Annotated in this window: 26 protein-coding genes; 7 read left to right on the top strand and 19 right to left on the bottom strand. The window is 56.6% G+C overall.

The window, feature by feature from the left end; genetic code table 11:
- The first annotated feature begins 84 nt into the window (after window positions 1-84).
- On the top strand, window positions 85-1,005 hold the full coding sequence (locus ACR3E2_RS15840; protein WP_480475128.1) for a sulfite exporter TauE/SafE family protein: 921 nt from the start codon (window positions 85-87) through the stop codon (window positions 1,003-1,005).
- A 2-nt stretch (window positions 1,006-1,007) separates the two neighbouring features.
- On the top strand, window positions 1,008-1,775 hold the full coding sequence (locus ACR3E2_RS15835; protein WP_480483180.1) for a TIGR02186 family protein: 768 nt from the start codon (window positions 1,008-1,010) through the stop codon (window positions 1,773-1,775).
- Between the two features lie 3 nt (window positions 1,776-1,778).
- On the opposite strand, the gene ACR3E2_RS15830 is transcribed toward ACR3E2_RS15835, so the two are convergent.
- From ACR3E2_RS15830 to ACR3E2_RS15805, 6 genes are all read right to left on the bottom strand, one after another.
- Window positions 1,779-2,507: an SDR family oxidoreductase gene (locus ACR3E2_RS15830; RefSeq protein WP_480483178.1), complete on the bottom strand. Its 729-nt coding sequence runs from the start codon at window positions 2,505-2,507 to the stop codon at window positions 1,779-1,781.
- Entirely contained in the window at window positions 2,489-4,036 is a 1,548-nt protein-coding gene (locus tag ACR3E2_RS15825) for an ATP-dependent DNA helicase (RefSeq protein ID WP_480483176.1), read from the bottom strand. Before ACR3E2_RS15825 ends, ACR3E2_RS15830 begins: the two co-directional genes overlap by 19 nt.
- 60 nt (window positions 4,037-4,096) lie before the next feature.
- Window positions 4,097-4,735 (bottom strand): acyl-homoserine-lactone synthase, encoded by a 639-nt coding sequence (locus ACR3E2_RS15820; protein WP_480483174.1) that lies wholly within the window; start codon window positions 4,733-4,735, stop codon window positions 4,097-4,099.
- Between the two features lie 82 nt (window positions 4,736-4,817).
- Entirely contained in the window at window positions 4,818-5,537 is a 720-nt protein-coding gene (locus ACR3E2_RS15815) for a helix-turn-helix transcriptional regulator (protein WP_209506490.1), read from the bottom strand.
- Window positions 5,538-5,904: 367 nt separating this feature from the next.
- Window positions 5,905-7,188 (bottom strand): crotonyl-CoA carboxylase/reductase, encoded by a 1,284-nt coding sequence (gene ccrA / locus ACR3E2_RS15810; RefSeq protein WP_267363824.1) that lies wholly within the window; start codon window positions 7,186-7,188, stop codon window positions 5,905-5,907.
- A 134-nt stretch (window positions 7,189-7,322) separates the two neighbouring features.
- Entirely contained in the window at window positions 7,323-8,687 is a 1,365-nt protein-coding gene (locus ACR3E2_RS15805) for a 1-acyl-sn-glycerol-3-phosphate acyltransferase (RefSeq protein WP_480483172.1), read from the bottom strand.
- Here ACR3E2_RS15805 and ACR3E2_RS15800 point away from each other — a divergent pair.
- The 3 genes from ACR3E2_RS15800 (at window position 8,610) to deoD (ending at window position 11,970) form a co-directional block, all read left to right on the top strand.
- Window positions 8,610-10,799: a methylmalonyl-CoA mutase family protein gene (locus ACR3E2_RS15800; protein ID WP_480483170.1), complete on the top strand. Its 2,190-nt coding sequence runs from the start codon at window positions 8,610-8,612 to the stop codon at window positions 10,797-10,799. The two genes, ACR3E2_RS15805 and ACR3E2_RS15800, sit on opposite strands and share 78 nt — an antisense overlap.
- Window positions 10,800-10,923: 124 nt before the next feature.
- Window positions 10,924-11,241, top strand: a complete 318-nt coding sequence (locus tag ACR3E2_RS15795; RefSeq protein ID WP_480483168.1) for an H-NS histone family protein — start codon at window positions 10,924-10,926, stop codon at window positions 11,239-11,241.
- 18 nt (window positions 11,242-11,259) lie between these two features.
- A complete protein-coding gene (gene deoD, locus ACR3E2_RS15790) occupies window positions 11,260-11,970 on the top strand; it encodes a purine-nucleoside phosphorylase (protein ID WP_480483166.1) in 711 nt (236 codons plus the stop codon).
- 24 nt (window positions 11,971-11,994) lie between these two features.
- On the opposite strand, the gene ACR3E2_RS15785 is transcribed toward deoD, so the two are convergent.
- From ACR3E2_RS15785 to ACR3E2_RS15730, 12 genes are all read right to left on the bottom strand, one after another.
- A complete protein-coding gene (locus ACR3E2_RS15785) occupies window positions 11,995-12,858 on the bottom strand; it encodes an urea carboxylase-associated family protein (RefSeq protein WP_480483164.1) in 864 nt (287 codons plus the stop codon).
- Between the two features lie 290 nt (window positions 12,859-13,148).
- Entirely contained in the window at window positions 13,149-13,289 is a 141-nt protein-coding gene (locus ACR3E2_RS15780) for a hypothetical protein (protein ID WP_480483162.1), read from the bottom strand.
- 122 nt (window positions 13,290-13,411) lie between these two features.
- On the bottom strand, window positions 13,412-14,191 hold the full coding sequence (locus ACR3E2_RS15775; RefSeq protein WP_152456842.1) for a succinate dehydrogenase iron-sulfur subunit: 780 nt from the start codon (window positions 14,189-14,191) through the stop codon (window positions 13,412-13,414).
- Window positions 14,192-14,222: 31 nt separating this feature from the next.
- Entirely contained in the window at window positions 14,223-14,849 is a 627-nt protein-coding gene (locus ACR3E2_RS15770; RefSeq protein ID WP_480483160.1) for a sulfotransferase, read from the bottom strand.
- Window positions 14,850-14,945: 96 nt separating this feature from the next.
- On the bottom strand, window positions 14,946-16,751 hold the full coding sequence (sdhA, locus tag ACR3E2_RS15765) for a succinate dehydrogenase flavoprotein subunit (RefSeq protein WP_480483158.1): 1,806 nt from the start codon (window positions 16,749-16,751) through the stop codon (window positions 14,946-14,948).
- Between the two features lie 18 nt (window positions 16,752-16,769).
- Complete coding sequence (gene sdhD, locus ACR3E2_RS15760) at window positions 16,770-17,141, bottom strand: succinate dehydrogenase, hydrophobic membrane anchor protein (protein WP_267363812.1); 372 nt, start codon at window positions 17,139-17,141, stop codon at window positions 16,770-16,772.
- A 13-nt stretch (window positions 17,142-17,154) separates the two neighbouring features.
- Complete coding sequence (sdhC, locus tag ACR3E2_RS15755) at window positions 17,155-17,541, bottom strand: succinate dehydrogenase, cytochrome b556 subunit (protein ID WP_267363810.1); 387 nt, start codon at window positions 17,539-17,541, stop codon at window positions 17,155-17,157.
- A gap of 215 nt (window positions 17,542-17,756) precedes the next feature.
- Window positions 17,757-18,419 (bottom strand): DUF1194 domain-containing protein, encoded by a 663-nt coding sequence (locus ACR3E2_RS15750; RefSeq protein ID WP_480483156.1) that lies wholly within the window; start codon window positions 18,417-18,419, stop codon window positions 17,757-17,759.
- A 54-nt stretch (window positions 18,420-18,473) separates the two neighbouring features.
- The gene (locus ACR3E2_RS15745) at window positions 18,474-19,502 is read right to left on the bottom strand and encodes a MaoC family dehydratase (RefSeq protein WP_480483154.1); all 1,029 of its coding nucleotides are present in this window, start codon (window positions 19,500-19,502) and stop codon (window positions 18,474-18,476) included.
- The gene (locus ACR3E2_RS15740; protein WP_480483152.1) at window positions 19,502-19,708 is read right to left on the bottom strand and encodes a DUF1737 domain-containing protein; all 207 of its coding nucleotides are present in this window, start codon (window positions 19,706-19,708) and stop codon (window positions 19,502-19,504) included. Before ACR3E2_RS15740 ends, ACR3E2_RS15745 begins: the two co-directional genes overlap by 1 nt.
- A 12-nt stretch (window positions 19,709-19,720) precedes the next feature.
- Window positions 19,721-20,275, bottom strand: coding sequence for an NnrU family protein (locus ACR3E2_RS15735; protein WP_209506524.1), 555 nt, complete (start codon window positions 20,273-20,275; stop codon window positions 19,721-19,723).
- A gap of 6 nt (window positions 20,276-20,281) precedes the next feature.
- Entirely contained in the window at window positions 20,282-21,139 is an 858-nt protein-coding gene (locus ACR3E2_RS15730; RefSeq protein ID WP_480483150.1) for an HpcH/HpaI aldolase/citrate lyase family protein, read from the bottom strand.
- A gap of 181 nt (window positions 21,140-21,320) precedes the next feature.
- Here ACR3E2_RS15730 and ACR3E2_RS15725 point away from each other — a divergent pair, with 181 nt between their 5' ends.
- Window positions 21,321-21,614, top strand: coding sequence for a hypothetical protein (locus tag ACR3E2_RS15725; protein ID WP_480492795.1), 294 nt, complete (start codon window positions 21,321-21,323; stop codon window positions 21,612-21,614).
- Here ACR3E2_RS15725 and ACR3E2_RS15720 read toward each other — a convergent pair whose 3' ends face one another.
- Window positions 21,615-22,370, bottom strand: coding sequence for a sulfite exporter TauE/SafE family protein (locus tag ACR3E2_RS15720; protein WP_480483147.1), 756 nt, complete (start codon window positions 22,368-22,370; stop codon window positions 21,615-21,617).
- 161 nt (window positions 22,371-22,531) lie between these two features.
- Here ACR3E2_RS15720 and mdh point away from each other — a divergent pair, with 161 nt between their 5' ends.
- The gene (gene mdh, locus ACR3E2_RS15715) at window positions 22,532-23,494 is read left to right on the top strand and encodes a malate dehydrogenase (protein WP_267363196.1); all 963 of its coding nucleotides are present in this window, start codon (window positions 22,532-22,534) and stop codon (window positions 23,492-23,494) included.
- Window positions 23,495-23,515: the final 21 nt, after the last annotated feature.

Here is a 23,515-nt window from a genome sequence, read left to right as displayed (position 1 = left end):
TTCCCCGTACCACGCGACAATAACCGCTCTTGAATTCGAGTTTGATAGAAGGCAAGCCAAGACCCAGAGCAAAGTGACGGTATCATGCATATTTACCTGCCCATAGCCGAAGTCTCGGTAAATGCATTTCTACTCCTTGGTCTGGGTGGAATGGTTGGAATTCTGTCGGGGATGTTCGGGGTCGGCGGCGGGTTTCTCATGACGCCGCTGCTGTTTTTCATTGGCATACCACCGGCTGTTGCGGTTGCGACAGAGGCCAATCAGATTGTTGCATCGTCCTTTTCCGGGGTGCTGGCCCATTTTCGACGAAAGACCGTTGACCTCAAGATGGGTACGGTTTTGTTGACAGGCGGTCTAGTCGGGGCTGCATTGGGCGTTGTTGTCTTTAACTATCTAAAAAGCCTGGGCCAGGTCGACCTTCTGGTAACCCTTTGTTACGTGGTCTTCCTTGGTATCATTGGCAGCCTGATGTTCATCGAAAGCCTGAGGGCGCTGCGCAAAGCCAAGAAAGGCGGGGCAGCTCCAGCCAAGCGCCGCCAACGTGGCTGGGTTCATTCGATGCCCTTCAAGATGCGCTTTCGCACATCAGGTCTTTATATCTCGGTCATTCCACCGGTTGTAGTTGGTCTAAGCGTCGGGGTCTTGTCCGCGATTATGGGGGTCGGTGGCGGCTTCATCATGGTCCCGGCGATGATTTACCTGTTGGGAATGCCCACGAAAGTCGTTGTCGGCACATCGTTGTTTCAGATCATCTTCGTAACCGCATTTACCACGATGCTGCACGCGACCACCAACTATACAGTGGACATTGTCCTGGCGGTTTTGCTGCTGGTCGGGGGCGTCATTGGCGCCCAGATCGGAACCGTAATCGGTTCGCGCATGCCGGCAGAACAACTACGCGTTCTGTTGGCGGCGCTGGTTCTGGTCGTCTGCGGCAAGCTGGCCCTTGATTTGCTTCTTGAACCATCCGAGCTTTATTCGCTTGGCAACAGCGGGGGGCATTAAGAATGCTGCGCTATGTCTTTGCCGCTTTGTGCCTGTTCTGCCTGCCCGCCGCAGCCGATGAAGAGCAGGTCGTCCTGGGCCTCAGCCAGGATCGTGTTGCGATCACTGCCGACTTTGACGGGTCTGAGATCCTCATTTTCGGGGCCATCAAACGGGAATCACCCATTCCGCCAGGCCCACCAGTCGCGGTTATTGTAGCGGTTGCAGGCCCGTCCGAGCCCGTAACGGTTCGCCGCAAAGAGCGAAAGCTTGGGATTTGGGTAAACACCGATAGCGTTCTGGTCGACCTGGCACCAAGTTTCTACGCAGTTGCCACCAGCGAACCGTTGGATCAAATTCTGACCGATACCGAAGACCTGCGTCACCGCATTTCGATCGAACGCGCGATCCGGTCGGTCGGAGCGGCGATGCACATCCGTGGTGCTCAGGATTTTGCAGATGCCGTGATCCGTATCCGTGAATCTGAACAGCTGTATTCCATCCGCGAGAACACTGTGGCCGTGGACGAACAAACCTTGTTCCGGACGTCAATTGACATGCCTGCGGACCTGACCGAAGGGGATTACTCAGCTCGGATCTTCCTGACCCGCGGAGGAGAGGTTGTATCGCAATACGAAACCAAAATCGACGTCCGCAAAGTCGGGTTGGAGCGGTTTCTGTACAATATGTCCCGTCAGCAACCCGTTTGGTACGGGCTGATGTCATTGGTTATCGCAATTGCCGCGGGTTGGGGCGCGTCGACAGCGTTCCGACTGTTGCGGGAAAACTGACACTCACCCCCTGCCGATATAGGGCATGGTCGTGGCCATGACCGTCATGAACTGCACATTCGCCTCGGGCGGCAGGGTGGCCATATGCAGAACGGAACGCGCGGCATCTTCAACCGCCATGGTTGGGTCCGGCGTCTGGCCTGCCGCCTGCGCCGCATCCACCAGATCCTGAACCATCTGCGTGCGTGCATTGCCGATATCGATCTGACCACATGCAATTCCAAAGGATCGCCCATCCAGTGAAAGGCTGCGCGTCAGCCCGGTAATGGCATGTTTGGTCGCCGAATAATGTACAGAATTCGGGCGCGGAACATGCGCAGCAATCGAGCCGTTATTGATGATCCGCCCGCCCTGCGGGCTTTGAAGACGCATGATCCCAAAGGCCTCGCGCGCGCATAGAAACATACCGTTCAGGTTGACGTTGACGGTTTGATACCAATCGTCCAGCGCGATTTCGTCGACTGTGCCGCCGCGGGCAAAAATACCAGCGTTGTTAAACAGAACATCAAGTCGCCCTGTCCGATCCATGAAGGCGTGGAACGCCTGTTTGACGGCGTCCGGGTCGGTCACATCTGCGGGTAATGCTATGGCCGCCGGGTATTCCTGCGCGAGGGCATTCAGCTTGTCCGCGCTGCGCGCCAGCAGCCCGACCGTCCAGCCCTGCACCAGAAAAAGCTCGGCGGTGGCCCGACCTATGCCAGAGCTTGCACCAGTTACGATGATGGAACCCATGTCTCTTCTGTCTCCAGTGTGAGTGAAACTGCGGGGACCGCGCGCAAATCATCAATCTGCAACGGGTGGGTGGGTTTCGACAGCCGGTTACGGACCACCCAGATCAAACGCTCTTGTGCGCGGGTAATCGCGACATAAGCCAAACGCTTCCACAAAGGCTGCCCGGCCTCAGTACGGCCCATACGGGCGGCGGCGTAAATGTCAGGGGCAAACACCTGAACCGTGTCCCACTGTGATCCTTGTGCCTTGTGTATCGTCACCGCAGCCCCGTGCAAAAACGTCGCTCCCATACGGGCGGCAAAAGGAATGAAGGGCTCTTCCTCATCCGGTTTTTCGATCTGGACAATCGACGCGGCGCTGACCTGTGGGTCTTCGGCCCCCATCACATGCAAGCGAGAAAACCCCGGCTTGCGACCGGGGCCAAGATAGACAACCTGTGCCCCCTTGATCAGGCCGCGCGCCTCAAGATCCAACCGCTTTTTGCGGTGCTTCAACGGCAACTCGATCCCGTCGCAGATCAGCGGCTCGCCTTCCAAAAGCTCCGTATCCAGTGCGCCGTGAACTTGCCTGAACGCCTGTATCAAACGAATGCGCGTGGCGTTACGCCAGACCAGAACCGGGCTGCGCGCCATCAGATCAACTTCGACCCGCTGCCCCCAAACGACCCTGTCATCCCGCCGGGCAGTGTCTTCGACCAGACGTTCAAATTCTTCAAATCCCATCGACGGATCGGCAAGAGCGTGCGCCAGATCCAGGATCGGGTTATCTGCATCCTGCCGATGCACACGCTGAAGCGTCAGCTTTCGCGGTTCGGGCAAGGCTTCAAACACCATGCTGCCGGACTGATTGACCGGAGCCAGCTGTGCGGGATCACCGAACAGTAGAAGGGTCGGGAATATCTCTTTCAGGTCCTCGAACTGACGATCATCCAGCATCGACGCCTCATCGACAAACCCGATATCCAGCGGTTCCTCACGTCGTTTCCAACCAGTGATGAAATCCGATCCGCGCAATCCGGCTGCGGCCAGCGCTCCGGGGATCGATTTGTTGTTACGATAAAACGTAGCAGCACGGTCCAAAGCTTCGTCTGTCAGACCTTCGATCTCGGGGCGTTCATCATTTCCGGCCAGCCACTCGGCGATACGCTCGTATTCCGGGTCATAGACCGGCGTATAAAGGATGCGGTGAATAGTAGTTGCCGGAACACCGCGAAGGCGCAAAACACTTGCGGCTTTGTTCGTGGGGGCCAGAATGGCAAGGCTGCGCTTGTCTCTGGATTTCCGGCTTTCGTAATCGCCGGACACGACCTGAACGCCGGTCTCCGCCAGCGCTTTGTAAAGTTCGGCCAGTAGCAACGTTTTGCCGGACCCGGCCTTGCCGATGACAGCCATCACGCCAGACTTCCCTGCCCCCGGCAGTTTGAGAAGGGCATCGTCCTCCAGGTCGACACCGGCTGAGCGCAGCATCTCGGCGATGCTGTCATACGCGGCGGCCTGATCATCTGAGAAGGTCACGTTGGGCAAAGACATGGCGCGACCCTACAGGGCCGCGCCAACCATCACCAGATGCGGAATTGCGTTTTCCGGTCCTTAGGCAGACAAGGCAAATCGGTGCAGTTTGGATCGCCCGAAAGCCGCCTTGAACCACATGCGCGAAAGCTCACGCGGGATCCCTGCCCGTTCAGCCACGCGGTTGCAATCATCCGCTGAATAGGGCCACAACCCAACCGAGATCTGGTCACGCCCTTTGCCTTGGGTTCCAAGAACCTTGGGGGACGACCCGATCAGACGATAGATCCGGATCATACGGGCATCAAAAACACCGGCAATATGCGTCAGGCCAAAGCCTTCCATCATCTCGCCCCCGCTTAGCATGATGGCCCCGGCAGTGTGCGGGCTGGCTGTGCGGGACAGGCAGAACCGGGTCACCTCCCAGATCAGCGGGCTGCAAATCGGCTTGCCGCCGTTGAGATGCCCAAACACCTCATTGATCATTACCCGACCTGTTGTCGGCAATACCCGCATCGACCCGCCATGGCTGCCATCCGGTTCTTCCCAGATGACATAAAGCGGGTTGAAGTCGTCGTACTCATCCCGCTCTTCTCCTTTTTTGTTGACATGGACATCCCACCCCAACCGGGTTTTGAACTGATCTGCGCGATCCTTGAACATCCCCTCAGCCAGAGTCGGAAATCTGTGTAACTCATCGGCATATAGATAACGCAACATGACTTTTCCCCTTGTCGTCCTGTGCAGGAACGAAGGGGGTACAGAGTCGTGGTTAATATTGCGTTTTGAGGACGCTCTGGCCTTAAACGACTATTAATCCCCGGCTGAGTGCCGTTGCGATTGCGTGGGTCGTGTTAAGGGCTCCGAGTTTCGACCGGGCGCTTTCAATGTAAACGCGTAGCGTGTGTTCCGAAATCGACAGGGAATGCGCCACCTGAGCACGGCTGTAACCCAGTGCCAAAAGGGTAATGGCGTCGATTTCACGGGGCGACAGGCCGCGCGTGGCATCCGGTTGCCTGTCCTTTTCAAACTCCAGCGCTTTGCGGTTGATGTAGTGCGCAACAAGAATCAACTCACGCCCGTAGGTCGAGATGAAGGTCTGCCAGGTTTGATCGTCGCAGCTGTGGTTAACGGTAAAAAGAGCGAACTGACCGTTTGGCCCTCGGATCGGGATCGAGTATCCCTGATTGCCGACCCCATGGTCGTGGGCATCCTGAAGGAATGATTTGGCCACCTTGCTGGACCAGTCCAGAGACTTCCAGTCAACTGGGTGAAATCGCTGGAAACACCCCAGAATTACAGGGTCGATACGATGATAGTTTTTTTCCCTGTATCGTTCGTCCCAGGCGTCTGAGTAGGTCGTATAGCCGTATTGGTCCCCCGCGCCGTCAACCCAATGATATGTCAGATGTGCGACCTTCAAAGTGTCTCGCAGACACTCGGCAACGATGCTGAGCTCTTCAAGCGTGCTGGTGTTTTCCAAATCCTGTAGGATTTGCCCCAAATCGGTTTTCGTTCCCATCCGCGGGCGCCCGTGCCTCGTTCTTCAGGGACGCAATCTCGGCCGCGGCAATCAGTCTTGTATCATCAAGCTGTTCTGCAAGCGCGCTCAACCCATTCGCAACGGCGAACGCATTGAGGTCCGATAGTACGTCCAATATCCACTCATTTTGCGCCATCAGGGTCTCTCTGAAACAGTTAACGAAGCGTTAACACAACCATAACATGTATGATCTTTTTCGACCTATTCACCGGTTTCTACTCCCCAAAAATAGCGGGAGTAAGAATCGCAAGCATTTGAAACCATGAAAAAGGTCTGCAAACAGCAAACCACCCGCGAACCGGCAGTGCGATTCGCGGGTGGTTTTTGTCTAACGTCCTTAACTTTATCAGCCTGCGTCCAAAACTTCTTCGAGAGTGCGCAGCCCGGTACGCGGCGCCTGAACAAGCACAGACATGTTGCCCGGCTTGTGTTCATTCCGCAGCATTTTCATATGTGCTTCCGGTAGGTCGTTCCAGGCAAACACCTCGGACATACAGGGATCCAGGCGGCGCTCGACCATCAGCTTGTTCGCCGCCGCCGCCTGTTTCAGATGGGCAAAATGCGAACCCTGCAGGCGTTTCTGGTGCATCCACATGTAACGCACATCGAATGTGCAGTTGAACCCGGACGTCCCCGCACAAATCACAACCATGCCGCCTTTTTTCACCACGAAAGTCGAGACCGGGAAGGTGCTCTCGCCCGGATGCTCGAACACCATGTCGACATTGTTGCCCTTGCCGGTGATGTCCCAGATTGCCTTGCCGAATTTGCGGGCCTCTTTGAACCACTCGGCGTATTCGGGCGTATTGACCGTGGGCAGTTGACCCCAGCAATTAAAGTCGCGGCGGTTCAGAACCCCCTTTGCGCCCAGACCCATGACGAAATCACGCTTGCTTTCGTCCGAGATCACCCCGATCGCGTTTGCCCCGGCTGTGTTGATCAACTGGATTGCATAAGATCCCAGACCGCCCGAGGCACCCCAGACCAGAACGTTCTGACCCGGTTTCAGGTCATGCGGTTCGTGACCAAACAGCATACGATAAGCTGTCGCGAGTGTCAGCGTGTAGCAGGCCGCTTCTTCCCAAGTCAGGTGCTTGGGGCGCGGCATCAACTGCTGAGCCTGCACGCGTGTGAACTGGCTGAATGAGCCGTCAGGTGTTTCATAGCCCCAGATCCGCTGACTGGTCGAATACATCGGGTCACCGCCGTTGCATTCCTCGTCGTCGCCATCGTCCTGATTGCAGTGGATGACAACTTCGTCGCCAACCTTCCACCGCTTGACCTTGTCACCAACGGCCCAGACGATACCCGATGCATCAGAGCCCGCGACATGGTACGGTGCCTTGTGGCCATCAAAGGGGCTGATCGGCTGGCCCAGTGCAGCCCAGACACCGTTGTAATTAACGCCTGCAGCCATCACCAGAACAAGCACCTCATTGCTGTCCAGCGTGGGTACATCGACCACTTCCTGCTGCATCGCTGTGCTTGGCTCGCCATGGCGTTCCTTTCGGATGGCCCAGGCGTACATTTGTTTCGGGACATATCCCATTGGAGGGATCTCACCCATTTCATAGAGGTCTTTTTCGGGTGCCTCATACGACGCGATACCGGTTTCGGTGTCCAAAGCCATGCTGGCCTCCTTTTTCAATACTTTTGCCGCGCCGCAGAATCGCGCGCTTTATCAGATGAAATATTGGCCATCGCGAAATATTGCAACCGTTTTTGATGCAATATTGTAATTTTATGACCCAGCAGTTGCAGAAATTATTTTGCAGACGCAGAATTTGAGGGGCGCGCGGAAACCGGTACAGATGCTGCATAATACTCCAGCAGATCACCGCGTTGCCCAGATGCAGAAAGAATATCTCCCTGCCGCTTGAGAATCCGTCGTTCAATCAACTGGTCCAAAGCGCTTGATATGGCCGGCGCATTGTCTTGGGTCTGCTTACCGTCGCGTTCCATCATCGTCTGAATAGAGGACCGCAGATCCTGTTCCGCCATCGGCCCATTGTCACGTATCAGCAAACAGGCCGCAGGGGCCGGAACCAACGGGATCGCGTTCTGGATACGCTGCATCAATGTGCGCGCCAGATCGGTCATCATGTCGTCACTGCCTTCGGCCCGGAACTCTTTCAGGGAAATCGGCATTCCGTACCGGACCGATGCCAGCCCAAACCGCTTGTAGCGCCCGATCACTCGCCGCCAGAACTGCTTGAAAATCCATCGCGCGATGACACCGATCCGGGCCCGAAAACGACGCTCTTTTCCCAGTGCCGCACGGGTAAGAATAGTGTCTTCAAGCACACGGTCATAATTCAAAGCGACGGGAACGAATACAACATCACGCCCCTGCGACGTCGTCCCATCCATTATGTACTTGAGCAATCCAAGCTTTGGGCGGGCGAGCGCTCCTGTCAGGCTTAAACCACCTTCTGGAAACATGGCTTGCGTCACACCGGCTTCGGTCGCATGGCGCACATAGGTGGACAAAACCTGCCGGTAGAGCTCGCTGCCTGACTTGCGCCGGATAAAGTAGGCCCCCATTGCACGGATCAACCGGCTGAGCGGCCAAACCCGAGCCCATTCTCCTACCGCGTAGGATAAAGCAGAGTGCGGGGCCGCCAGATATGTAACCAACACATAGTCCATGTTGCTTCTGTGGTTCATCACAAAAACAACGGTTGCATCAGGGTCGATGGTCCTGACCGCGTCTTCGTCTTCGTAGCTAAGCCGCACCTCGTAGAACGTGTTGCTTAGCAGCCGGGCCAAACGGATCGCAAAACTGAAATAGGCGAAGGCGGAAAAGGACGGCACGATTTCGCGGGCATAGCGGCGTGCCTGCTCGGACGCGACGGCTTCGGGTATTCCGGTTTCAAGGGCGTGATGCTGGACCGCTTTACCGACCTGTGGATCATAAATCAGCCGTTGAATCATGTCGTGCCGACGAGCCAGCTTGAACGGTTGGATTGGACGTTGCAAGCGCTGGTTCAAACGCGCCACGGCACGTTCCAACCGGCGGCGGAAGAACCATCGGACTGACGGGAACAGGAAATGCGAAGCGAAAGTAACCATGGCAAAGACCACGATCAGCACAAAAAGCCAAAGCGGAAGTTCCACGGTTTGCGTCATGGCCGCACCTTGCCACCAATCGCAGCTGCTCACAATCTGAACAATTGCAGGATGCCGCAACGCAGCGAATTGACTTGTCCCGAAAATTGCGCTTTAGAACCCATAGACGTAATTTTATTGCCCACCGAAACGCGAGGCCCCTTCATGACGCAGATGCAGAAAGATCGCCCCTGGCTCATCCGGACCTATGCCGGTCATTCTACCGCCAAGGCCTCGAACGCGCTATATCGTGGCAACCTCGCCAAAGGGCAAACCGGTCTTTCGGTAGCCTTCGATCTGCCCACCCAGACCGGATATGACAGTGACCACACGTTGGCACGTGGCGAAGTTGGCAAGGTCGGGGTGCCCGTCTGCCATCTGGGCGATATGCGGGTTTTGTTCGATCAGATTCCGCTGGAACAGATGAACACGTCAATGACGATCAACGCGACCGCCCCTTGGTTGCTTGCCCTTTACATCGCCGCAGCCGAGGAACAAGGCGCTGACATTTCCAAGTTGCAGGGCACAGTCCAGAACGACCTGATCAAGGAGTATCTGAGCCGGGGCACTTATGTCTGTCCGCCAAAACCGTCGCTGAAGATGATCGCGGACGTGGCCGAGTATTGCTATTCCAATGTCCCCAAGTGGAACCCGATGAATGTGTGTTCCTATCATTTGCAAGAGGCTGGCGCGACACCGGAACAAGAACTTGCTTATGCGCTGGCAACAGCCATCGCCGTGCTGGACGAATTGCGCCCACGAGTACCTGCCGAGGATTTCCCCGCGCTTTGCGGCCGGATTTCCTTTTTTGTGAATGCTGGTATCCGCTTTGTCACTGAAATGTGCAAAATGCGCGCATTTGTCGATCTTTGGGACGAAATCCTGCAACAGCGATATGGTGTCGAGAACCCAAAGTTCCGCCGCTTCCGCTATGGTGTGCAGGTGAACTCTCTGGGGCTGACCGAGCAACAACCTGAGAACAATGTCTACCGCATCCTGATCGAGATGCTGGCCGTAACCCTGTCGAAGAATGCACGCGCCCGTGCGGTGCAGTTGCCTGCCTGGAACGAGGCGCTTGGCCTGCCACGCCCCTGGGACCAGCAATGGTCCATGCGGATGCAGCAGATTCTGGCCTATGAAACTGACCTGTTGGAATTCGATGACCTGTTCGATGGCAACCCTGCCGTTGATGGCAAGGTCGAAGAATTGAAAGCAGGCGCGCGGGCAGAGCTTGCGAATCTGGATGCGATGGGCGGTGCGGTTGCATCAATCGAGTATATGAAATCCCGCCTTGTGGATTCCAACGCTGAACGTCTGAACCGGATCGAACGCAACGAAACTGTGGTCGTCGGCGTGAACAAATGGATGGAAGGCGAGGCTTCGCCCCTTCAGACCGAAGATGGCGGCATCATGGTCGTTGATCCTGCGGTAGAACAGGAACAGATCGACCGCCTGAACGCGTGGCGGGCTGAGCGCGACGAAGCGGCTGTTACAGCGACCTTGTCCGCGTTGCGCCAGGCGGCTCAGACAGGAGCGAACGTCATGGAGCCGTCCATTGCCGCTGCCAAGGCGGGTGTGACAACCGGGGAGTGGGCCGAAGAGATGCGCAAGGTTTTCGGCACTTATCGTGGCCCGACCGGCGTTTCCGGTTCGGTCTCGAACAAGACCGAAGGGTTGGAGGACCTGCGCGCGGCGGTTGATGCCGTCAGCGACAAACTGGGACGGCGCCTGAAATTCCTGGTTGGAAAACCGGGGTTGGACGGCCATTCCAACGGCGCCGAACAAATCGCGTTCCGTGCCCGCGACTGCGGCATGGATATCAGCTATGAGGGTATCCGGCTGACCCCGGAAGAAATTGTCACCTCAGCCCGCGATGATGACGCACATGTCATCGGGTTGTCGATCCTGTCCGGTAGCCATCTGCCTTTGGTCGAAGATGTAATGGATCGGCTGCAAAAGGCTGGCCTGTCTCACATTCCCGTGGTTGTCGGCGGAATTATTCCGGATGAAGATGCCGCAAAATTGAAAGCCATGGGTGTAGCCAAGGTTTACACCCCCAAAAACTTTGAACTTAATGCGATCATGAGCGATATTGTAACGCTGGTTGACCCCAAAAACCTCGCAGCCGAGTAACTGAGGTTTTAGAACCTTAATTCCCCGTTTCTTCGCTTTGGATATTTGGGATGGAATAAACCATTCGCTAGAATTACGGTGCGCGCTCAAGTGTACCGTAAAATATATCCTTTGGAGATGAATGATGGGGTTCAATCTTGAACAGATGTCGCGCAAAGACCTTTTGGCATTGCGCGACGATGTCGAAAAAGCCTTGGTAGGAGCGGAAAAACGCGAGCGCCGTGAGGCTTTGAAAGCCGCAGAAAAAGCTGCCGCAGAATTCGGGTATTCGCTGTCCGAACTTTCAGGCGATGCACCCCGCGCATCCAAGCAAAAGAAAACAAAAGAAAAATACCGCAATCCTGGCAATCCGGAACAAACCTGGACAGGTCGCGGCCGCAAGCCGAAATGGGTGCACGATGCGTTGCAGGCGGGTACCGATATCTCCGATCTTGAAATCTGATCAGGGCGGATCAAAACAATGACAATTCATATCGGCGCTGAAAAAGGCGAAATTGCAGACACTGTCCTATTACCCGGAGATCCTTATCGGGCGAAATGGGCAGCCGAGACGTTTTTGGACGATGTGAAACAGGTCAATAACGTCCGGGGAATGCTTGGGTTTACCGGAAATTGGAAGGGAAATCCTGTAACGATACAGGGTAGCGGCATGGGAATGCCCTCGCTCTCCATTTACGTAAACGAGTTAATTCGCGATTACGGTGCAAAAACCCTGATCCGAATTGGGTCGTGTGGCGGAATGCAGGACAGTGTCAAAATTCGAGACGTCATTCTGGCAATGACTTCGACGACGCTGAGTACGCCGTCACGCGGTATCATGAAAGAACTGAATTTTGCGCCCTGCGCCGATTGGAACTTGTTGCAGGCGGCCGCGAAGGTGGCGGCTGCCAAAGGAACCCCTACCCATGTCGGTGGGATTTATTCTTCGGACGTTTTCTATGATGAGCGCCCGGACCTGAACGAACAGATGGTGCGTCACGGGATTCTCGGCGTCGAAATGGAGGCGGCCGAGCTCTATATCCTGGCAGCGCGCCACAAATGTCGTGCTCTGGCAGTTCTCACCGTTTCCGATCACCTTCTGACGGGAGAGGCTCTGCCATCCTCGGAACGTGAAAGCAGCTTTGGAGACATGGTGGAAATCGCGCTACAGGCCGCATTCCCGGGCAACTAGCAGTAAGGTGGGTGCCCGCCGATCCTAACGCCCGTGCGTGCGATCATAGCCATTGCGCGCCGGGCTTTCCCAGCCATCCAGGTCTGTGACCGTCGCGGCAAATGTTTCGACCAACAAGGGATAACACGCGGCGGTGTCCGAGGAATGCTCGGACGAGCAATCCCCACCCGGACAGGCGCTGAGATTGCCAAGCAGATCGATTTCGGCAAAGAATTCCAGATAGTCGCCGGGGCGAACGGGCGATGCTTTCATGAAATACTGACCAGTATCCCGAGTGAAACCAGTACACATGAAGACGTTCAGAACGTCGTGCACCGCGGGTTCGGCCTCATCCATCGGGATATTCAGATGATCCGCCAACGCGCGGGTCAGGTTGGAATGGCAGCAATGATGATACTGCGTGCCGGACAGCAAATTGCCCGTATATGGATCACAACGCGTGCCAATCACGTCATGAACCGACCCCCCATGGGTATCGATCCCGTACCATTCCAGTGTATCCGCTATGATCGTGGCCATCGGCCGCAGATGTGGGAAACTGGACCACATCCGCTCTCCGGTGGTCAGGTGCGTGCCATGCAGAGCCCGCGTTTTTCCGGAATAAAAGCGCTCGGACAAATCATTGCGGTTCCACAGGTTCAAATCGCCAACCTGCGGTCCTTCAACCGATGTGATACGAAAGAAATGCCCGGCAGGTACATCAAAACAGCGCGCCTCACGCGGAGGAACCAGGACTTCGCCGGTTTGGACTGCCCGTTGGCGTACAGATCTGATCCAGGGCAAATCTGGTCGCGGCAAGGCATCGTTCGGATAACAAATGACAGGGGCGACCGAACGACGGGCTTCGGCATCTTCTGGGGGGCGGGCAGTATTCTCAGAACCGGTCATGGCGTGCAGAGTGGCGGATTCTATGGCTCGCGAAAAGCCCTATTCTCAACCATCACTTGCCTTAAGACAGCGCATAGGTTGGTCCGGCGCAGCGACTGCCGCTCCACAAAAGCTACACCGCCAGATGCCATGGCGTCTGTCCTGTCGCCAACGACAATCCCGTGTCAGCGTGGAATGGCGCGACCGCCAGAAAAAATAGGCGAACACTCCGGCGGCCAACAAAAGCAGAAGAACAGGCATTCCTCTGCTTTGCCGATTGACCGAAGTTTTTCAAGGGCTGTCGTATTGGATCAGGCCGCGTTTGCGTATTCGAACAGCTCGGGCTCTTTGTCGGCTTTAACCGGTTCCGGCGTGTAGTAGGCCCATGCCTGCTCCAGCAGTTTCAGCGCTTCTTTAGTGTCGATTTTTTGTTTGGATGTGTTTGCATTCATTGGAGTGATCCTGACTTAAACTCATCACTCCTCCCTGAGCGAAAAATAAGGCAATGCAGCCGGGGCTACATCGCCTTATTTTGCAAGATCGACATGCGTTTGCCGCAATTCGGTGCAGGTGATTATACCGCGCGTTCGACCATCATCTTTTTAATCTCGGCAATCGCCTTGGCCGGGTTCAGACCTTTGGGACAGGTCTTGGCGCAATTCATGATGGTGTGGCAGCGATAAAGCTTGAACGGATCTTCCAACTCGTCCAGGCGCTCACCCGTGGCCTCATCCCGGCTGTCGATGATCCAGCGGTATGCGTGCAACAGAGCAGCGGGGCCAAGATACCGATCGCCATTCCACCAATAGCTCGGGCACGAGGTCGAGCAGCTGGCGCACATCACACACTCATAGAGACCATCCAGCTTTTTCCGGTCTTCGATCGACTGCTTCCACTCCTTTGCAGGGCGGTTGGTCTTGGTTTCCAGCCACGGCATGATCGACGCATGCTGGGCATAAAAATGGGTCAGATCAGGGATCAGATCTTTGACCACAGGCATATGCGGCAGCGGATAGATTTTCACGTCGCCCTTGATCTCATCCATGCCATAGATACAGGCCAGTGTGTTGATCCCGTCGATATTCATCGCGCACGAGCCGCAGATGCCTTCACGGCATGATCGGCGAAATGTCAGGGTCGGGTCGATTTCGTTCTTGATCTTGATCAGCGCGTCCAAAACCATCGGCCCGCACGTGTCCATATCGACAAAGTAGGTATCGACACGGGGGTTCTGACCATCATCCGGGTTCCAGCGATAGATCTGGAACTTGCGCACATTGGTCGCGCCATCCGGCTTGGGCCAGGTCTTGCCGGTCGTAATCCGGGAATTTTTGGGCAGGGTCAGTTGAACCATGTCAATTCTCCATTCAGCACAAGGCCGCCTTTCAGCCTGTCCGGGCGCGCTGGGACGCCCCTCGGTTATAATGCCCCCAATGGGCGATGTTCACGTCAAAATCCGGCGCGAGCCAGTCCGCAACGCACTGCGGATCATCACAGTCGATATCAAAGCGCAGGAATCGCGAGTTGCCGTCGAAATAGGTCTCTACCTCGGCATGGTGCACATCATACATATGCGCCCAGCCGTGTTTCACTTCATCCGCACTCTGCCCATTGGCTTTGCAGCACCGATCCAGATACCCGCCACCGGAATGGTTGGCGCGCGAAGCTATCCAGTCATCCCTGTCCCTCGTGTTCAGCAAGAAATAGGCATTCGGGTAAGCTGCATGCAATTCACGGAAGAAACGCGCCCCGTCCAACATGAAGCGCGAACTGACAAAAGCGATGTCAGTGAAGGCCCGCACCGCTCCGAACCCGTCCAGTGGTCGTCGCCCCATGGCAATGTTGGTCAGCATGCGGTGCGCAAGATTTCGACCCTGGTCATCTTCCCAATGAACCGACGGTATCCCGCTTTTCTGAAACAGCCTGTGAAACGAGGTCGTCGCACAGCGGTTCAGCCCGATCAGGATGATCTTGGGATCGCCTGAACCGGATTGCAGGACCTCGACCGTCATGACAAACACCGGACACGGACCGACCCTTGGCCAATGGCCGTTGCGGTCTTCGTGGGTATTTGGCGCTTGCTCACCATTGCCTGCTGTCCGAGCCTTTTAGAACGTACGTGCCTTGGGCGCGATTTTCTTCAGGCTGATGCCACCTTCGTCTTCGGTCGTCAGCGGATCGACGATCACGGGACGATAGCTAAGCTCGACCTGGTTGCCTTCGACCCGGCTAACCGTATGGACGCGCCAATTTTCGTCATCACGTGCAGAGAAATCCTCGTGCGCGTGGGCACCACGGGATTCCTTGCGCGCCTCTGCGCCGACGATCGTGGCCAGCGCGTTGGGCATCAGGTTGGTCAGCTCCAGCGTTTCCATCAGGTCACTGTTCCAGACCAGCGACCGGTCGGTGACTTTCAGATCGTCCATCTTGGCAGCGATTGCCGTCATCTTCTCGACGCCTTCGGCCATGGTCTTGGCGGTACGGAACACGGCAGCATCCGCCTGCATGGTTTTCTGCATTTCAAGCCGTAATTCTGCGGTCGGGATGGAACCGCTGGCGTTGCGCACCGCGTCGAACCGGTCAAAGGCCTTATCGATCGATGCCTGGTTCAGAACCGGGTTCGCAGCTTCTGCATCTACGACTTTGCCAGCCCGGATCGCTGCCGCGCGGCCAAAGACCACAAGGTCAATCAGCGAGTTCGAGCCCAACCGGTTCGCGCCGTGAACCGAGGCGCAACCTGCCTCGCCCACTGCCATCAGGCCCGACACCACAGCTGTCGGGTTCTCGGCCGTTGGGTTCAGAACTTCACCCCAATAGTTTGTGGGGATACCGCCCATGTTATAGTGCACGGTTGGCAGAACCGGGATCGGTTCCTTGGTGACATCCACACCGGCAAAGATCTTGGCGCTTTCCGAGATGCCGGGCAGACGTTCTGCCAAAGCCTCGGCTGGCAGGTGACTGAGGTTCAGGTGAATATGATCCCCTTCCGCTCCGACACCACGACCTTCGCGGATTTCCAAGGTCATCGAACGCGAGACGTAATCGCGCGGTGCAAGGTCCTTGTACTGGGGCGCATAACGCTCCATGAACCGTTCACCTTCCGAGTTGGTCAGGTAACCACCCTCGCCACGCGCTCCTTCAGTGATCAGACAGCCCGAACCGTAGATGCCGGTGGGGTGGAACTGAACGAATTCCATATCCTGCAAGGCCAGGCCGGCACGGGCCACCATGCCGCCACCGTCACCGGTGCAGGTATGGGCCGAGGTCGCGCTGAAATAGGCGCGGCCATACCCGCCGGTCGCCAGCACAACCATCTTGGCATTGAAGACATGCATCGTGCCATCGTCCAGCTTCCAGCAGACAACACCCTGACACTGACCGTCGTCGGACATGATCAGATCGATAGCGAAGTACTCGATATAAAACTCAGCATTGTTCTTCAGCGACTGGCCATAGAGCGTATGAAGGATCGCGTGGCCGGTCCTGTCCGCAGCGGCACAGGTGCGCTGTACTGCCGGGCCTTCGCCGAATTCAGTGGTGTGACCACCAAACGGGCGTTGATAGATCTTACCCTCTTCGGTTCGGCTGAACGGAACGCCATAGTGCTCCAGTTCGTAAACTGCCTTGGGCGCTTCCCGCGCGAGGTATTCCATCGCATCGGTGTCGCCCAGCCAATCCGAGCCTTTCACAGTGTCGTACATATGCCACTGCCAATGGTCGGGGCCCATGTTTGACAACGACGCGGCGATACCGCCCTGAGCCGCCACGGTGTGCGAACGGGTTGGGAAAACCTTGGTTACGCAAGCCGTGCGCAGACCCTGTTCCGCCATACCCAGCGTCGCCCGCAGACCGGCCCCACCGGCGCCGACAACGACCACGTCATATTCATGCGTTTCGTATTCGTATGCAGCCATTTCTTTCAGCTCCGGGAATTAAAGGGCAATGCGCGCGATAGCGAAGATACCAGCCGCTGCTGCGCCGTAGGACAGGCAGGTCAACAGAATGATCAGGACCTTTTCAAGCGTGCCGTGAACATAATCTTCCAGCATCACCTGCGCACCGTCCGCGAAGTGTTTGAAGCCAACCGCCAGCGTCAGTGCTGCCACGATGGCAGGAAAAGGTCGCGAGTAGTAGTCAAGAACGACCTCGAATGGCTGGCCCAGGATCGGACCAAATGTAAATACAAACAACGGCACAAGGATCAGCAAAGCAACCGAGCTGACTTTCATCGCCCAGAAATGGGCAGTGCCGGATTTCGCCGAGCCAAGTCCAGCGGCGCGTTTGCGGTCGGTCAGATAACGCATGTCAGGCCTCCAATCACGCGACGAGGACAAGGGTCAGAAGGGTCAAGACGACCGATCCGATGACAACGGCCCAACCCAGCTTGGTCGCCGTCGGGAGGTCCAGACCAACCGCGTTGTCCCAGATCAGGTGCCGCACACCGGCCAACGTGTGATACCAAAGCCCCCAAACGGATAGCGCCATCACAAGGTCTCCAAGCATCGAGGTTATTACCCCATTCGCTACCGCAAACGCCTCGGGCGAAGTTGCTGCGGCCAGAAACCACCAGACGATCAACAGAGCTGCGAGCAGAAGGGCGTTGCCGGTGATGCGCGTCAGGATGGACGTGATCGACGTCAACTGCGGGCGATAAATCGACAGATGCGGCGAAAGTGGGCGATTGCCCCGATTTACATCGGCCATGGCGGCTCCTTTTCGGTTGGCTACCGAACGTTTTACTGGTTTTTGCGACACTGTCACGTGCTGCGAGTGCAAAAACCATCAAATTGCGCTCAATTACACGGATAATTCGAATATGTGATCACACAAAATAATCTCGTGATCACATATCACATTCCGCGCTGTCAATGTTAGCGTTTTCAAGGCCAAAGAGATGTGATCACGAATCTCTCAAGCCGTCATTTCAGGTCTGCTGTTTGCTGCGTCACTTCGCGCAGCAGTTTTCGGCGAATTCGTTCCGGGTAATCCGCGAACCCGGTGGCGGAAACGACAAAAGCACCTTCGCCCACGATGACATTCTCAAAGAAATACGCCGTCAGATCCGGTTCGCTTTCCTCAATAGCCAGCGCGTTGACAACGATCCCCTCGGCGCGCAGGGCCGCATGTACCCGCGTCGGCTCAATCCCTTCATTGGACACACCGTCCCCTGACAGGTCTATCAGGTGCCGTCGGCAGTCTGAAACCGAATCGAATGAACTCAGGGTCATTTGAAGCGCCTCGCCGATTGCCGTCGAAAAATTCCGCCAGATGCGCGGATCGGCGGCGACCTGGTCTGAAAACTGATCCAGCGTGGCAAAGCTATCGATACGGGTCCAAGGAATAGTGATCCGCTGGCGCGATGAGCCGGTCCACTGCACCAGCATCAGCCGCGCCTGCCCCCGCACCAGCGCCTCGGACACGATCGGGTCGCGCAAACCTGCGGCCAACCCATCCATCTGAATGCGATATTCGCTGCTATCGACTGAACCAGAAACATCCACGGCTAAAGCCAAGGCCAGATCGCAGGCCTGAGCCGCCGGTGCCAGAGTGACGCTGGCCAATATTGCGCGTAGCAGGTTCATTGTGCAAACCTATCACGCCTTGCAAGCCGTGGCGTCACATATCCGTCAGATCACCTATTTGGGCATCAAAGCCCAATAATCGAGATCCAGCAGAACGTCTGGCAGGTAACGCCCTTCTTCGTTTTTCAGCTTGAACGGATCACCGCCCTTGGTCGCGACCAGACGCAATCGCACAGCGCCTATGCCGGCAACCCCGGTTTCCGCTTTGTCCAGAACTTCGGACCACGCCTTGATCGTATCACCCGCAAAACACGGGTTAGCATGGGCACCACCATTCAAGCCGACAATCATCTGCGCATTTGCAAGGCCATTGAAGGACAATGTCCGCGCCATCGAGATTACATGCCCACCATAAATGAGCCTGCCTTCCGGACGGAACGTCAGGTCGTAATGCACCTTGGCGGTGTTCTGCCACAGACGTGTGGCCAGCATATGTTCGGCCTCTTCGACGGTGACACCATCCACATGATCGATGGTTTCACCGATCTTATAATCGCCCCAGCGATGCGCCTCGCCCGCGAGGGCAAAATCATAGTTTGCAAAATCGAGCCCTTCCGGCACGGTCAGGTCCTGCGGATCAAGTACAGCCTTCAAATCAGGAACAACCGTCTCGGGCGCGGGTGCATCCATGTTTGCCTTGCGCACCATGACCCAGCGCACATATTCAAGAACCACCTCGTCCAATTGGTTCAACCCGCGGGTGCGAACCCAGACAACACCGGTTTTTCCGTTGGAATTCTGCTTCAGGCCGATAACCTCTGATACGGATCGCAGCGTATCGCCAGCATAAACGGGCTTCAGCCAACGGCCTTCGGCATAGCCAAGATTGGCAACCGCGTTCAAGGAAATGTCAGGCACGGTTTTGCCGAACACGATGTGGAACGCGGCCAGATCATCAATCGGGCTTTCCGGCAACCCACAGTCCCGGGCAAACTCATCCGAAGAGTAAAGCGCATGACGTGCGGGATAAAGCGCGTGATACAAGCCGCGCTCTCCCTCGGTCACGGTGCGAGGTACTGCATGCTGCAACACCTGCCCTACAGAATAGTCCTCGAAAAATCGGCCCGGATTTGTTTTCGCCATTACTGCTGTCCCAGTTTCATGTCGGGGGAATAGTCGGCCTCGACCTCTTTGGTCACGGCCTGCGCACAACGCATTACGTTGCCGTTGGCATCAAAGACGTAAGCCGGGTCGCCATACAGCTCCCATCCCTTTGACAGGGCGTCGGACACCTTGTGACAGAAGGCCGAAGTGTCTTCTTCGGTCAGCAAGCGATAAAGTTTCGACATCAAATCAAATCCTTATGAGCCGAACGGAGATGGGCCAACCAGCCCGTGGATGTATCCGATAATTCCCATCAGAACGATCGAAGCCACGAAGAACATCGCATCCTTGCCGTAAGTGCCAGGCTCTGCCGGGGTCCACTCGGGTTCAGACTTGTTGATTACAATGACTTCGACCACCGCCCAGGCCAGAAGGCCACCAAACAGAATGATCGAGGCCAGATCGCCGTTCACCAACAGGTGCGCAAAAGCCCACAGCTTGAACCCGCCCAGCATCGGGTGGCGCAGCTTGTTCAGCAGCCGGCCTTTTGTGCCCGCAGGGCTCATCATATAAATCGCGATCAAAACCAACAGGTTGTTGACGTGAACCAGAAAGGTTGGCGGCGCCCAAACATGGATGAAGTCGGTCATGCGATACCCGAAGATCATCAGTAGGATCGACGCGACCAAAGCCAGGGCAACAGCGCCTTTACCCGCGTCACCCATTGCGGCGCGGCGTTCAGGTGCCACACGTTTGAACAGATGCGCCCCCCACCACAGCGCCACACCCAAGATCAGAAGAACAAAGCCCATGCTGGCCTACCCCGCTTGCAAAGCTAATATCGCCTCTGCTTTTGCCAGAATTTCGCGGGCAGTTACAACGTGCAGATTTTCAACAATCTTGCCATCAACAACGGCGACCCCTTGGCCAAGGGCTTCGGTCTCTTCAAAAGCCGAGATCTGGCGGCGAGCCAGGTCGATCTCATCCTCCGATGGCGCGAAGGCGGTATTTGCCACTTCGACCTGGGCCGGGTGGATCAGCGTTTTACCATCAAAGCCCATATCGCGGCCTTGCGCACATTCGAAAGCCAGACCTTCGACATCCTTGAAAGCGTTGTAAACGCCGTCGATGATGATCAGCCCTTCGGCCTTGGCGGCCAGCAAGCACAGCCCTAACGAGGTCATCATCGGAAGGCGATCTGGGCGGAAGCGGGTTTGCAGCTCTTTCGCCAGATCATTTGTTCCCATTACGAATCCAGCCATCAGCGGATGCCCGGCTATTTCTGCCGCGTTCAGCATTCCACGCGGGGTTTCCATCATGGCCCAGATCGGCAAATCTCCGGTGATCGCAGCCAGCGCATCCACGTCAGCCGCCGAATTCACCTTAGGCAACAGGACCACGTCGGCGTCCATGTTACGCACAGCCTCGGCATCCGCACGGCCCCATTCAGTGTCCAACCCGTTGATCCGTACGATTTTGACCCGCCCCCCGTACCCTCCGGCAGCCAAAGCCGCCTTGAGCGTTTCGCGCGCATTGTCCTTTTCGTCGGCTGCGACCGCATCTTCCAGATCAAATATGATTGCATCTACCGGCAGAGTGCGGGCCTTTTCCAAAGCCCGGTCCCGGGACCCGGGGATATAGAGAACCGAACGATAGGGGCGCTGACGAGGATCCATGGACCACTCCCATTGAAATAAAGTTGCGCGGAATGGGGCATTTTTTACCGGAAAGTTCAAGCCCAAAATTGCCGCACCGCAGCAAACACGACGCAACGTGCTTTGCCTTAACTGAATTTCGGCCCCTGCGCGGCACCCTGACCGGCAGAGGGAACCGAAAGGATTCGGGATGCGAAAGACAATGTTCAAGATGACGATGGGACTTGGGATCATGGTACTTGCGGCACAACAGGTACAGGCCCAGGGGCAAAACTGCGCACCGCGAGCGGATGTGCTGGAAAGGTTGACCGACACTTATGGCGAAACGCGCAGGGGCTTTGGTCTGGCCCAGCAAGGCGCGGTCATGGAACTTTTCGCCTCAACTCAACGCGGCAGCTGGACCATCACGGTGACCTTGCCCAACGGGGTCACCTGCCTCGTCGCTTCGGGGCAAGCTTTTGAGGCTGTAGCCGAAGCGCTGCCCCCGAACGCCTGATCAGGTAAGTGCGTCCCAGATCAGCTTACTGCCTGTGAGGGTCAGCAGCACATAGGCAATTCCAAAGAACAGGCGTTCGGACAACATGAAATGTGCACGGACGCCCAGCCAGGCACCGAGAACAGCAAACGGTGTTAACAGCATATCGGCCCATGCCGTCTGCCACGTGAACATGCCCAGATAAGCGTAGGGTACAAACTTCGCGATATTAATCACCCAGAAGACCAATACTGTACTGGCTTGAAACTCGGTCTTGGTCAGCCGTTGGGACAACAAGTAAACGGCAGCCGGAGGGCCTCCGGCATGGCTGACAAAGCTGGTGAATCCCGCGACCAGCCCTGCAAACAGGCCAGCGGAGGGTGGCAACCGTCTGGCAAACCCGCGCACCCAGCCTTTTGACTGTGCGATGTGCCAGATCACGAACCCGACCGAGATGCCGCCTATCAACAGGCGCAGCAGGTCATCATCCGTTGAACGGTAGAGCCATGCCCCCATTGCCACACCGGGTACAGCACCCAGGATCAGCAGGCGCGCATCCCCCCAGTTCCACCGCTTCCAATAAGGGCCCAAAGTGGCCACATCGATCACCATCAGAATCGGCAGCATCAGGGCCAGGGCCTGCCCGGGCGTTAGGATCAAGGCCAGAATCGATGATGACGCAAAGGCCACGCCCGAGCCGAAACCACCCTTCGAGATACCCGCAAAAATCACCGCCGGGATCGCCACTGCAAAAAACATCAGGTTCAATTCAAACATGCACCGGTCCCGGTTTTGGCTTGTCTCAAAGGCCCTTTAGCGCAACCACATAGGGTCTCGCAAACGGTATGCGGTTGTATGCCACGTCGCAGAACTCTTGCCTAATGCCGTTTTAACGACTAGCACAGCCGCGATTTCAAAACCGACCGGAGATATTCCAAATGGCCAGACCCAAGATTGCGCTGATCGGCGCGGGGAACATCGGCGGCACGCTTGCGCATCTTGCAGCTGTCAAAGAACTGGGTGACGTTGTCCTGTTTGACATCGCTGACGGGTTGCCACAGGGCAAGGCGCTCGACATCGCCGAATCCGGCCCGTCCGAAGGCTTTGACGCCTCGATGAAAGGCACTAGCGATTATGCCGATATCGCCGGCGCGGATGTCTGCATCGTGACCGCAGGCGTAGCCCGCAAACCGGGCATGAGCCGCGATGACCTGCTGGGCATCAACCTGAAAGTCATGAAGTCGGTCGGCGAAGGTATCGCAGCGCATGCGCCCGATGCGTTCGTGATCTGCATCACCAACCCTCTGGACGCCATGGTCTGGGCGCTGCGCGAATTCTCGGGCCTGCCGCACAACAAAGTCTGCGGCATGGCTGGCGTGCTGGACTCAGCACGTTTCGCGCATTTCCTGTCGGAAGAGTTCAACGTCTCGATGCGCGATGTAACCGCGTTCGTATTAGGCGGACATGGCGACACCATGGTGCCGTCGGTTCGTTATTCGACCGTTGCCGGTATCCCGCTGCCTGATCTGGTTGAAATGGGCTGGACCTCGCAAGAAAAGCTGGATGCCATCGTACAGCGCACCCGTGATGGTGGCGCGGAAATCGTAGGCCTGCTGAAAACCGGGTCGGCTTATTACGCGCCCGCCACTTCGGCGATCGAAATGGCCGAAGCCTATCTGAAAGACCAGAAGCGTGTTCTGCCTTGTGCGGCGTACTGCAGCGGTGAGTTGGGTGTTAACGGCCTTTATGTCGGGGTGCCGACTGTCATCGGCGCTGGTGGCGTCGAGCGCATCGTAAACATCAAGCTGAACGAAGACGAGCAAGCCGGTTTCGACAATTCGGTCAACGCCGTGAAAGGCCTGATCGAGGCATGTAAAGGCATCGACAGTTCACTGGCGTAAAACTGCCAGACAATTTGAATT

This window comes from Ruegeria sp. AL7 (assembly GCF_056536105.1).
This window is presented reverse-complemented; position numbering and strand designations above follow the sequence as displayed.

Coding starts and splice junctions, on each gene's coding strand:
- ACR3E2_RS15840 (WP_480475128.1), top strand. CDS start 85: ATGCATATTTACCTGCCCATAGCCGAAGTCTCGGTAAATGCATTTCTA.
- ACR3E2_RS15835 (WP_480483180.1), top strand. CDS start 1,008: ATGCTGCGCTATGTCTTTGCCGCTTTGTGCCTGTTCTGCCTGCCCGCC.
- ACR3E2_RS15830 (WP_480483178.1), bottom strand. CDS start 2,507: ATGGGTTCCATCATCGTAACTGGTGCAAGCTCTGGCATAGGTCGGGCC.
- ACR3E2_RS15825 (WP_480483176.1), bottom strand. CDS start 4,036: ATGTCTTTGCCCAACGTGACCTTCTCAGATGATCAGGCCGCCGCGTAT.
- ACR3E2_RS15820 (WP_480483174.1), bottom strand. CDS start 4,735: ATGTTGCGTTATCTATATGCCGATGAGTTACACAGATTTCCGACTCTG.
- ACR3E2_RS15815 (WP_209506490.1), bottom strand. CDS start 5,537: ATGGGAACGAAAACCGATTTGGGGCAAATCCTACAGGATTTGGAAAAC.
- ccrA (WP_267363824.1), bottom strand. CDS start 7,188: ATGGCTTTGGACACCGAAACCGGTATCGCGTCGTATGAGGCACCCGAA.
- ACR3E2_RS15800 (WP_480483170.1), top strand. CDS start 8,610: ATGCGAAGCGAAAGTAACCATGGCAAAGACCACGATCAGCACAAAAAG.
- ACR3E2_RS15805 (WP_480483172.1), bottom strand. CDS start 8,687: ATGACGCAAACCGTGGAACTTCCGCTTTGGCTTTTTGTGCTGATCGTG.
- ACR3E2_RS15795 (WP_480483168.1), top strand. CDS start 10,924: ATGGGGTTCAATCTTGAACAGATGTCGCGCAAAGACCTTTTGGCATTG.
- deoD (WP_480483166.1), top strand. CDS start 11,260: ATGACAATTCATATCGGCGCTGAAAAAGGCGAAATTGCAGACACTGTC.
- ACR3E2_RS15785 (WP_480483164.1), bottom strand. CDS start 12,858: ATGACCGGTTCTGAGAATACTGCCCGCCCCCCAGAAGATGCCGAAGCC.
- ACR3E2_RS15780 (WP_480483162.1), bottom strand. CDS start 13,289: ATGAATGCAAACACATCCAAACAAAAAATCGACACTAAAGAAGCGCTG.
- ACR3E2_RS15775 (WP_152456842.1), bottom strand. CDS start 14,191: ATGGTTCAACTGACCCTGCCCAAAAATTCCCGGATTACGACCGGCAAG.
- ACR3E2_RS15770 (WP_480483160.1), bottom strand. CDS start 14,849: ATGACGGTCGAGGTCCTGCAATCCGGTTCAGGCGATCCCAAGATCATC.
- sdhA (WP_480483158.1), bottom strand. CDS start 16,751: ATGGCTGCATACGAATACGAAACGCATGAATATGACGTGGTCGTTGTC.
- sdhD (WP_267363812.1), bottom strand. CDS start 17,141: ATGCGTTATCTGACCGACCGCAAACGCGCCGCTGGACTTGGCTCGGCG.
- sdhC (WP_267363810.1), bottom strand. CDS start 17,541: ATGGCCGATGTAAATCGGGGCAATCGCCCACTTTCGCCGCATCTGTCG.
- ACR3E2_RS15750 (WP_480483156.1), bottom strand. CDS start 18,419: ATGAACCTGCTACGCGCAATATTGGCCAGCGTCACTCTGGCACCGGCG.
- ACR3E2_RS15745 (WP_480483154.1), bottom strand. CDS start 19,502: ATGGCGAAAACAAATCCGGGCCGATTTTTCGAGGACTATTCTGTAGGG.
- ACR3E2_RS15740 (WP_480483152.1), bottom strand. CDS start 19,708: ATGTCGAAACTTTATCGCTTGCTGACCGAAGAAGACACTTCGGCCTTC.
- ACR3E2_RS15735 (WP_209506524.1), bottom strand. CDS start 20,275: ATGGGCTTTGTTCTTCTGATCTTGGGTGTGGCGCTGTGGTGGGGGGCG.
- ACR3E2_RS15730 (WP_480483150.1), bottom strand. CDS start 21,139: ATGGATCCTCGTCAGCGCCCCTATCGTTCGGTTCTCTATATCCCCGGG.
- ACR3E2_RS15725 (WP_480492795.1), top strand. CDS start 21,321: ATGTTCAAGATGACGATGGGACTTGGGATCATGGTACTTGCGGCACAA.
- ACR3E2_RS15720 (WP_480483147.1), bottom strand. CDS start 22,370: ATGTTTGAATTGAACCTGATGTTTTTTGCAGTGGCGATCCCGGCGGTG.
- mdh (WP_267363196.1), top strand. CDS start 22,532: ATGGCCAGACCCAAGATTGCGCTGATCGGCGCGGGGAACATCGGCGGC.